At 69.1% G+C, this 8787-nt stretch carries 9 protein-coding genes; 3 read left to right on the forward strand and 6 right to left on the reverse strand.

Going from position 1 to position 8787, the window contains the following annotated elements:
• Nucleotides 1–67: 67 nt before the first annotated feature.
• The 5 genes from ACNPM4_RS08295 to ACNPM4_RS08315 all read right to left on the reverse strand — a co-directional run bounded on the left by ACNPM4_RS08295 (nt 68) and on the right by ACNPM4_RS08315 (nt 5475).
• Entirely contained in the window at nt 68–1579 is a 1512-nt protein-coding gene (locus ACNPM4_RS08295; RefSeq protein ID WP_448985370.1) for a carboxylesterase/lipase family protein, read from the reverse strand.
• Between the two features lie 50 nt (nt 1580–1629).
• The gene (locus ACNPM4_RS08300; RefSeq protein ID WP_448985371.1) at nt 1630–2607 is read right to left on the reverse strand and encodes a DNA-methyltransferase; all 978 of its coding nucleotides are present in this window, start codon (nt 2605–2607) and stop codon (nt 1630–1632) included.
• A complete protein-coding gene (locus tag ACNPM4_RS08305; RefSeq protein WP_091031347.1) occupies nt 2586–3635 on the reverse strand; it encodes a lipoate-protein ligase LplAB in 1050 nt (349 codons plus the stop codon). The genes ACNPM4_RS08300 and ACNPM4_RS08305 overlap by 22 nt, the downstream gene beginning before the upstream one ends.
• Before the next feature lie 68 nt (nt 3636–3703).
• Complete coding sequence (locus ACNPM4_RS08310; RefSeq protein WP_029262138.1) at nt 3704–4441, reverse strand: DUF1684 domain-containing protein; 738 nt, start codon at nt 4439–4441, stop codon at nt 3704–3706.
• Between the two features lie 176 nt (nt 4442–4617).
• Nucleotides 4618–5475 (reverse strand): alpha/beta fold hydrolase, encoded by an 858-nt coding sequence (locus tag ACNPM4_RS08315; protein ID WP_417507476.1) that lies wholly within the window; start codon nt 5473–5475, stop codon nt 4618–4620.
• Between the two features lie 350 nt (nt 5476–5825).
• Between ACNPM4_RS08315 and ACNPM4_RS08320 the strand changes: the two genes are divergently transcribed.
• Nucleotides 5826–6554 (forward strand): hypothetical protein, encoded by a 729-nt coding sequence (locus ACNPM4_RS08320; RefSeq protein WP_448985372.1) that lies wholly within the window; start codon nt 5826–5828, stop codon nt 6552–6554.
• Nucleotides 6555–6962: 408 nt separating this feature from the next.
• Here the strand turns inward: ACNPM4_RS08320 and ACNPM4_RS08325 are convergent, their stop codons facing one another.
• Nucleotides 6963–7700 carry a copper homeostasis protein CutC gene (locus ACNPM4_RS08325; protein WP_448985373.1) on the reverse strand — a complete coding sequence of 246 codons (738 nt, stop codon included), beginning with the start codon at nt 7698–7700 and terminating at the stop codon, nt 6963–6965.
• A 59-nt stretch (nt 7701–7759) separates the two neighbouring features.
• Here ACNPM4_RS08325 and ACNPM4_RS08330 point away from each other — a divergent pair, with 59 nt between their 5' ends.
• Together ACNPM4_RS08330 and ACNPM4_RS08335 are read left to right on the forward strand one after the other, a co-directional pair.
• Nucleotides 7760–8200, forward strand: coding sequence for a MarR family winged helix-turn-helix transcriptional regulator (locus tag ACNPM4_RS08330; protein WP_448985374.1), 441 nt, complete (start codon nt 7760–7762; stop codon nt 8198–8200).
• Between the two features lie 5 nt (nt 8201–8205).
• A partial coding sequence (locus ACNPM4_RS08335; RefSeq protein ID WP_448985375.1) for an MFS transporter occupies nt 8206–8787 on the forward strand: 582 nt, incomplete at its 3' end.

An 8787-nucleotide genomic window follows, 5' to 3' on the forward strand; every position in this document is an offset into this window, starting at 1 on the left:
CGACCTGGACCGTGACCGAGACGCTCCGCAAGGTGTACGTGGCCTGACGGCTGGTCGGCTCAGATCGTCAGGACGACTCGCCCAGGAGCGGACGCACCGACGCGTAGGCATCGCGGACGTCGCGGGTGGGAGTGTCGTAGACCCGGACGATGCCCGCACCCCCCTCGTGCCGCGGCCAACCGGGATCCCCGCCGGTGACGAACGCGACCGCCGCGCCGTGCACCTCATCGGCCAGCTGCTGCGGCGGGTTCGGGCCGGCGAGCGGCTCGATCGCGGGCCCGTCGAGGCAGTCGAAGAAGAACGGCACATCGAGGCAGTGCTCCGCGAAACCGAAGCGCCCCGACGGCCACGAGAACCGGTACACCCAGGTCGGCGCGGCCCCGCGGTCGGCGACGACCTTCAGCAGCGCCGAGCGGAACATCCGGTCGGTCAGCAGTCTCCCGGCGACACGGGCATTGCCGAGTCCCGTGACGTCGGCGTTGGCGGCGAGGTACTCGCGGCGCGCGGCCTTCGGCAGCCCGAGCTTTCCCAGCAGGAGCGACCGGGGCACCCAACGGAGCTTCTTCGCCGCATCCGAGAACACCATGGTGAACTCGTCGTCGGTCGCGCCGAGCACGAGCGGCTTGTCAGCGCCGACACCCGCGGCGAGCGCCTCGCGCGTCGACCGCGGCATCAGGTCGCCGTCGATGCTCGGCCCGAGCGGCAGCCCCTCCTCGATCATGCTGCCGACGGATGACGGCCCGAGCGCGGTCGCCTTCTTCTGCAGCTCGAGGATGCGCTCCTCGGAGAGCGACGAGAAGCCGGCGACGGTCGGCTCGACCCCGCCGGCGGTGGCGAGCCCGCGACCGAACGTCTCGGCACGGGTGGCGGCGACATCGGCGAGCGCGCCGGAGATCGCGTAGACACCGTGGAACAGGTGCTGCGCCTTCTCCATGCCGAGCAGGGTCAGCACGGCACCGCCGCCCGCGGACTGGCCGGCGATCGTCACGCGCGACGGGTCGCCGCCGAACGCGGCGATGTTCTGCTGCACCCACTCCAGCGCGAGCAGCCAGTCGCGCACACCACGGTTCGAGGGAGCATCCTCGATCCAGCCGAAGCCGTCGAAGCCGAGGCGGTACGAGATCGACACGGTCACGACATCGTCGCGGTTGAAGTTGCGGCCGTCGTACCAGACGCTCGCGGGCGAGCCGGCGAAGTACCCGCCGCCGTGGATCCAGACGAGCACCGGGAGCCCGGTTCCCTGCCCGGCGCGGGCCGGGCTCGGCGTGAACACGTTGACGTTGAGTGTCGACTCGCCCTCGACGCTCGGCTCGGGGATGAGCGTGACGCCGGGATCGCCGCGCTGCGCGGTGGCGGCGAACTCGAGCGCGTCGCGCACGCCCTCCCACGGCGCCTTCGGCACGGGCGCCTGGAAGCGCAGCTCACCGACCGGGGCCTCCGCGAACGGGATGCCCAGGAACGCCGCCGACCGCGGATTGCCTCGACCACCGGTGGTCGGACGCCAGCGGCCGCGCACGCGTCCTGCGGTGGTCGTCACCTCGACGAGGTCGGCGGTCGTCTCGAAGTCGGTATCCGTCATCACAGCATTCTCCCGTCTGTGGACGGCGAGCGGCGACACCGCGAACGCCCTCAGCCGGGCGTGATCACCTCGGCGTGCGGCATCCGCGTCTTCATGATCCCGATCGCCTCGGGGTTGTCATCGACCAGCACGGCATCGCGACCGAGCGCCGAGGCCACGGCCCCGGTCGTGCCGCTGCCGGCGAAGAGGTCGAGCACCCGGTCGCCGGGTCGACTCGACGCGGTCACGATGCGGCGCAGGATGCCCTCCGGCTTCTGCGTGGGATAACCGGTCTTCTCGCGCCCGGTCGTCGGGACGATCGTGTGCCACCAGACGTCGGTCGGCAGCTTGCCGCGCGCGGCCTTCTCGGCGGTGACCAGTCCCGGCGCCATATACGGCTCGCGGTCGACCTCTTCGGAGTTGAAGACGTACTCCCGCGGATTCTTCACGTAGACGAGGATCGTGTCGTGCTTGGTGGGCCAGCGGCTACGCGACTTCGCGCCGTAGTCGTACGCCCAGATGAGTTCGTTGAGGAAGCAGTCCCGCCCGAACACGGCGTCGAGCATCACCTTCGCGTAGTGCGCCTCACGGTAGTCGAGGTGCAGATACAGCGTGCCGTCGTCGGCGAGCAGCCGCCACGCCTCCTCGAGCCGCGGCATCAGGAAGGAGCCGTAGTCATCGAAACGGTCGTCGTACGCGCGCAGCATCCCGCGCACCCGCTCGTACGCGTGGCCGTGGAACCCGTGCCGCACCTCGCTCGCCGGCTCCGTCTCGGGCTCCGGCGGTTCAGAACTCCTCAGATCTGCGCCTGTCACCCCCTCCTGGTCGCCGGATTCCGTGGCAGCACCTGCGACGGGCTCAGATTCTTGAGGAGTTGTGAACGTCCGGCGCGCGGTGACCACCTGCCGCCCCTGCGTCCGGCCGGTGTTGAACGGCGGGTCGAGGTACACGAGCGTGAAGGAACCCGACGGCAGGGTCGCCGCGACGGCGAGGTTGTCACCCTCGATGATGGTGACCGCGCCCGCGGTCACGGCACCCGATGCAGCCACGCCTCGGTGGCGAACTTCGACTCGACGAGAGCCTCGGCGTCGGCATACTCGTCCGCCGTGATCGACCCCGTCTCGGCGTCGGTCAGCGAGCGGAAGGTGTCCTTGAACCGCTCGATGATCTCGGCGCGCTCGAGTCCGGTCTGGCTCCGCAGCGGGTCGACGCGCTTGGCGGCGGAGGTGGTGCCCTTGTCGCTGAGCTTCTCGCGGCCGATGCGCAGCACCTCGGTCATGACCTGGCCGTCGATGTCGTACGACAGGGTCGCGTGGTGCAGCACTCCCCCGTTGGCGAGGCGCTTCTGCGCGGCACCGCCGATCTTGCCGGTCGGGCTCGCGATGTCGTTGAGCGGCTGGTAGACCGCGTCGATGCCGAGCGACCGCAGCGCCTGCAGCACCCAGTCGTCGAGGAAGGCGTAGGAGTCGGCAAAGGTCATGCCCGCGACGAGCGATGCCGGCACATACAGCGAGTACGTGATGATCTGCCCCGCGGCCATGAGCATGGCGCCCCCGCCGGAGATGCGGCGGACCACGTCGAACCCGTGCCGGGCGGCGCCTTCGGGGTCGACCTCGTTGCGGTACGACTGGAACGACCCGATCACGACGGCCGACTCGTTCCACTCCCAGATGCGCAGGGTGGGACGCCGGCGCCCCTCGCCCACCCGGGCGGTGAGCACCTCGTCGAGGGCGAGGTTCATGCGCGGCGAGACCGCCTGGTCGTGCACGATCTCCCAGTCGAAGTCGCGCCACCCCGGGGCCGTCACGAGTGCGCGGCGCACGGCGGTGCCGACGGCTTCGGGCGAGAAGCCGAGCAGCTGAGCGCCATCCGGAAGGGCACTGCGGACGGCCGCGGCGATCGCCGTCGAGTCCGTCTCGGCGGGCAGCCCGTTGACCGCGGCGTTGATGTCGTCGAGCGCCGAGTCCGGCTCGAGGAAGAAGTCGCCGGCGAGGCGGAAGCGGGCGATCCGGTCGTCCTCGATCTCGAGGTCGACGACGACGAGCTTTCCACCTGGGACCTTGTATTCACCGTGCACGGTTCCAGCTTAAGGCGCGAGAGCCCCGATCCGGCGGGTCAGCCGTGATGCACCGACCACCGGATGGATCAGCCCCCGAGCACCACCACGCGCTCTCCGGCGCGGATCGGCGTCGAGTACCGGTTGCCGGCGGGCGGCAACGGGCAGACGTACTGGTCCGAGAACGCGCACGGCGGCAGATAGGCGCGGTTGAAGTCGATCACGGCCGTACCATCGGCGGCGGGCTCGTCGACCGGCAGGAACCGGAACCGGTACGTCTCCAGCCCGTTGGTGCCGTCGGCGAAGACCGCGCTCAGCGCGCCCTGTCCGTTCCGGGTGACGGTGAGCGTCTGGGCTGCCCCCGCCAGTTCGAACCGCAACCGCCCGGCGACCGGCGTCTCCCGCGCCTCACCGTCGACCGATGTGATCAGGATCTGCTCATCCGGCGTCTCCTCGAACACCGCCGGGAGTCGCCAACGCTCGTCGGGCGCGTAGGCGTCGATCGCGGTGAACCACTCGCGCTGCGGCCGTGCCGGATTCAGCACCCGCAGCGCGAGGGCACCGTGGCGATCGAACACCCGCAGCTCACGCCTGCCGAGGCGGACACTCTCCGTACCGCGCAGGACCACGGTCGATCCCGCCTGACCGAGCTCGCTCCCCCGGATGCCGCCGTCGCCGGTCAGCGCCCAGAGCCCGGGGATGCCGTCGACCGCTGCCGCCTCCGTGATGAGCCAGTTCGTCGACTCGAGCGCCGACGGACCATACTCCGACCCTGCGTAGCGCTCGCGCGACGCGTGCCAGTCCTGCCAGTCCTTCACGAAGCTCATCGGTGCGGTCCCTCCCGTGCGAGGGCAGCCCACAACGGCGCGCTCCTCGCTCCTGCGCGGAATACTGACCCGAATCTACGGTCGTCTCCGAGCACGGAGAACGGGTCCGTCACACGCCTTCACCGGGCGTAACGTCGCGTCACACCGCACGGAAGCGGGAATGCGAGGCGCGTTGCTCAGCGCGCGGGGATGTGCGCGTCGAGCCAGGCGAGCACGTCGGCGCGCACCTCTTCCTGCTGCAGCTCGGCGAAGATCTCGTGGCGCGCATCCGGGTACACGAGGGTCGTGATGTCGGTGAGCCCGGACCGGCTGCGGTACTCGTCGGCGAGCTTGTGCACGCTGCGGGGTCCGCCCACCGGGTCATCGCGACCGACGAGGAGCAGCATCGGGATGTCGCGACCCAGGTCCTTGGCCGGACGCCCGTAGAGCCGCGCGGCCTCGATCGGACCGAAGAGCTTGAGCAGCGGGACGTCGGTCGTGAGCGGATCGTCGGCGAACGCGGCCCACACGGCGGGATCGCGGCTGAGCCATTCGAGCCCCGTGGCGCCTTCGTCCTTCGCCCACCGCGCGTTCAGGGGTGCCGCGTTGAGGAACCCGGGGGTGCGCAGCGCGGAGCCCGAGAGGATCACGGCATCCCACGCCTCCGGGTGGTGGTTCACGAGCATCTGCGCCAGGAACGAACCCCACGAGTGGCCGAGCAGCACGAGCGGCAGGTCGGGGTTCTCGTCGCGGATGATTCCGGTCAGCTGCCAGACGGCATCCTCGGCCGCGCGGAGTCCGCCGACGCCGAGTCGCCCCAGCTTCTCGGGTCCGCCGTGCTGACGGATGCCGGTGCGGCCATGGCCCCGGTGATCGTCGGCGTAGACGTGGAAACCCGCGCCGGTGAGGGCGCCGATCAGAGCGCCGTATCGTCCGGCGTGCTCGCCGACGCCGTGCAGAAGCTGCACGACTCCGCGGGGAGTCCCGGCAGCCGGATGCACGTCATAGACGATGGCCACGCCATGGGCGTCGGTGAACTCGCGCGTATCCGTCACGCTGCGAGCCTAGCGACCGCGCACCCGCACCGCCTACCGCGCGACGGCATCCCGCCTACCGCCTACCGCCTACCGCCTACCGCCTACCGCGCGACAGTATTCCGGATCGCGAAGGCGCCGTCGCCGAACGGTCTACGCACAGTACGTGTCGACGGAACTACCGTTGCGCGCGGGCGGGCCATCCAAGATCGGAGTGAAACATGCAACAGAGACGAGCAAGGTCCCGCATCGGACTGGTCGCGGCACTTGTCAGCGGACTGGTGGTCGTAGGACAGGTATCCCCAGCGACAGCAAGTACGGGTCCGGACGATTCGTCAGCGGAACTGGCAGTCGACACGACCAGTCAGACTGTGACGGTCGAAGACGCGAACATCAGTATTCAGTTGCCGGGGCAATCGGTCCCTAACTCCATTGACACCGCGGCCGTGCCTGAAGAACTGTTCGATGGCATCGGAGGCGCGCTAATTAGCACTTCGGACGATCAGACCTTGATCAGCAGCTTCGCGACAGGCGACGGTGTTCAGACGCTCATCGAAATCCCGAATGCCTCCGCGCCGTCCGAGTACCGGTTCGCTTTGGAGATTCCGTCAGGTGGCAGCACGGAGTTCACCTCGGATGGGTCGGTAATAATCAAGGCAGCCGACGGAATGCCGGTCGGAGGCGTTAGGGCACCATGGGCCGTGGATGCCAATGGAAGTCCGGTTCCTACATCGCTCGATATTGAGGGCGGCACCCTCGTTCAGAGCGTTATGTTCGACGATGCTACGGCCTTCCCAGTAATCGCTGACCCCAACGTCGGTTCGGAGTGGTGGGGGAACTGGATCAGACTGACGAAGAAAGAGACCAAGAGCCTCGCGGCGGCTAGCGGCGACGTCCAGTCCTGGGCCGGTATTCTTTCGGGTATCTGCGCGGCGGCCGGACCCGCTGCGCCTGTCTGCGCGGCCGCGATCAATTTTTCAGCCCTCGTGCATGGCATTATCGTTCGAGATGCCGCAGCGAAAGGCAACTGTGTCGCTCTCAACTTCCCGAGGACCAGCCCGCCTCCCCCGCACATGACTGTCGTTAAGTGCACACGATAGGAGAAGCAATGGTGAGCCTTGGACGCGTCGGCTTCGCTCTCTGGTTCGGTCTGACGATCTATCTCTTCCAGATTGCGTCTCCGCGCCCGCTCGATTGGACGATCATTGGTCCGATCGGCGGTGCGATTTTGTCCTATTTCGTCCTCACTCGCTCGGACAGGCGCCGTAGCAGCGACACAGACGACTTCGATCGGGCCGCCCCGCCAGAGCCACCCCACTAGAGCATTGGGCCGGCATTCGGCCGTAGCAGCCGGATGCCGGCCTTGTCGGCGCCCGCATAGCCACCCGCGAAGACCTCTTACGCGCATGCCTTGCCGCGACGGATGGCCTGCGGCCCGGGGGCTTCGTGATGGAATCGAGCCGGAATCCCGTCACGCTGCGAGCCTAGCGACCGCGGGCCGAGAGCGCCTACCGCGCGACGGCATCCCGGATCGCGAAAGCGATGTCGCGGTCGGTGACCTCGTAGCCGCCGACGCCGTCGGAGGCCGAGCCCATCCGCACGCCGCCCTCCTCGATCACAGACCGCTTGGCGGAGAAGTGGATCGCGTCCACCCCCGCCGCGGCGAGCACCGGGGCACTCGCGACGTCGACTCCGCTGCCGGCCATGATCTCGATCTCACCCTCGGCCGCAGCGACGAGCGCGCGCAGGGTGTCGATGCCGTCGATCGCGGCGGATGCCCCACCCGAGGTCAGCACGCGGCGCAGGCCGAGTTCCCTGGCGCTGCGCAGCGTCGCCACGGGGTCGGCCGTCACGTCGATGGCGCGATGCAGGGTGACGGGCGCTCCGCCCGCGGCATCGCGGAGCCGGGCCATGGCGAACAGGTCGAGGTGCCCCCCCGCGTCGAGCGCGCCGATGACGACGCCGGTCGCACCGGCAGCGATCGCGCGGCGCACGTCGCGCTCGGTGATCGCCAGCTCGTCGTCGGTGTAGTGGAAGCCGCCGCCGCGCGGCCGGACGAGCACGTGCACCTCGGGGCCATCTGCTCCGGCCGCCTCGACCGCCAACTCGAGCGTCGCGGGAGACGGGGTCAGTCCGCCGAGGGCGAGCGCCGTGGCGAGCTCGACGCGATCGGCGCCGATCTCGGCGGCGATGCGCACTCCGGCGGGGTCCTGCACGGCGATTTCCAAGGCGAGTGTTCGGGTCACTCCTCCATTGTGCCCGCCGCCGCGACAGTGTCAGAAAAATTAGATAGGCTATCTAAGTAATGCCTGCGTCCGATGAATCCCTCGCCCTCACCGCCACAGACCTGCGCATGGCCACGTTCCGCCTGGCCCGCCGCCTCCGTTGCGCCCGGGCCGCCGACTCGATGAGCGATGCTCAGCTGGCGGTGCTCGCCGACCTGCGCATGAACGGCCGCCGCACGATCTCGACCCTCGCCGTGCGCGAACGCGTGACCGCACCGTCGATGACCAGCACCATCAACGGACTCGAGGAGCAGGGCTTCGTCGTGCGCACCCCCGACGAGGAAGATCGCCGCCGCGTGCAGGTCGACATCACCGACGCCGGCATCGAGCTCGTCGTCGAGACGATCCGCCGCCGCGACGAGCTGCTGGCCGACATGCTGCGCGAGGTCGAATACACCGAGGCCGAGCTCACGACGCTCCGAGAAGCGAGCGCCCTGATGCGACGGGTGGTGGAGCGATGAGCGCGATGTTCCGTTCCTTCGCGAACATCAACTACCGGATCTGGTTCGCCGGCGCCCTCGTCTCGAACGTCGGCGGCTGGATGCAGGCCACTGCCCAGGACTGGGTCGTGCTCACCGAGCTGACCGACAACGACGCCACCGCGATGGGCGTCACCATGGCGCTGCAGTTCGGTCCGCCGCTCGTGCTGGTGAGCCTCACCGGCTGGGTGGCCGACCGCTTCGACCGACGCCACATCCTGTTCGCCACCCAGTCGGCGCTCCTGGCCCTCGCCATCGCGGTCGGCGTGCTGCTGCTGAACGACGTGATGACCCTGCCGATGATGTTCGCCTTCGCCCTCGGTTTCGGTGTCGTGAACGCATTCGATGCTCCGGCCCGGCAGGCATTCGTCTCCGACATGGTGTCGACGGGCGACACCTCGAACGCGGTCGCCCTGAACTCGGCATCCTTCAACCTCGCCCGCATGGTCGGCCCGGCGGTCGGCGGTCTGCTGATCGTGGCGATCGGCTCCGGCTGGGTCTTCATCGTGAACGCCGCGACCTTCCTCGCGATGATCCTCGCGCTGTCGATGCTGCGCACCGGCCTGCTC

Source organism: Microbacterium umsixpiens (assembly GCF_053543675.1).

What these genes read in the sequence shown, in the direction of transcription:
- ACNPM4_RS08330 (WP_448985374.1), top strand. Translation starts at nt 7,760, where the DNA reads ATGCCTGCGTCCGATGAATCCCTCGCCCTCACCGCCACAGACCTGCGC.
- ACNPM4_RS08310 (WP_029262138.1), bottom strand. Translation starts at nt 4,441, where the DNA reads ATGAGCTTCGTGAAGGACTGGCAGGACTGGCACGCGTCGCGCGAGCGC.
- ACNPM4_RS08295 (WP_448985370.1), bottom strand. Translation starts at nt 1,579, where the DNA reads ATGACGGATACCGACTTCGAGACGACCGCCGACCTCGTCGAGGTGACG.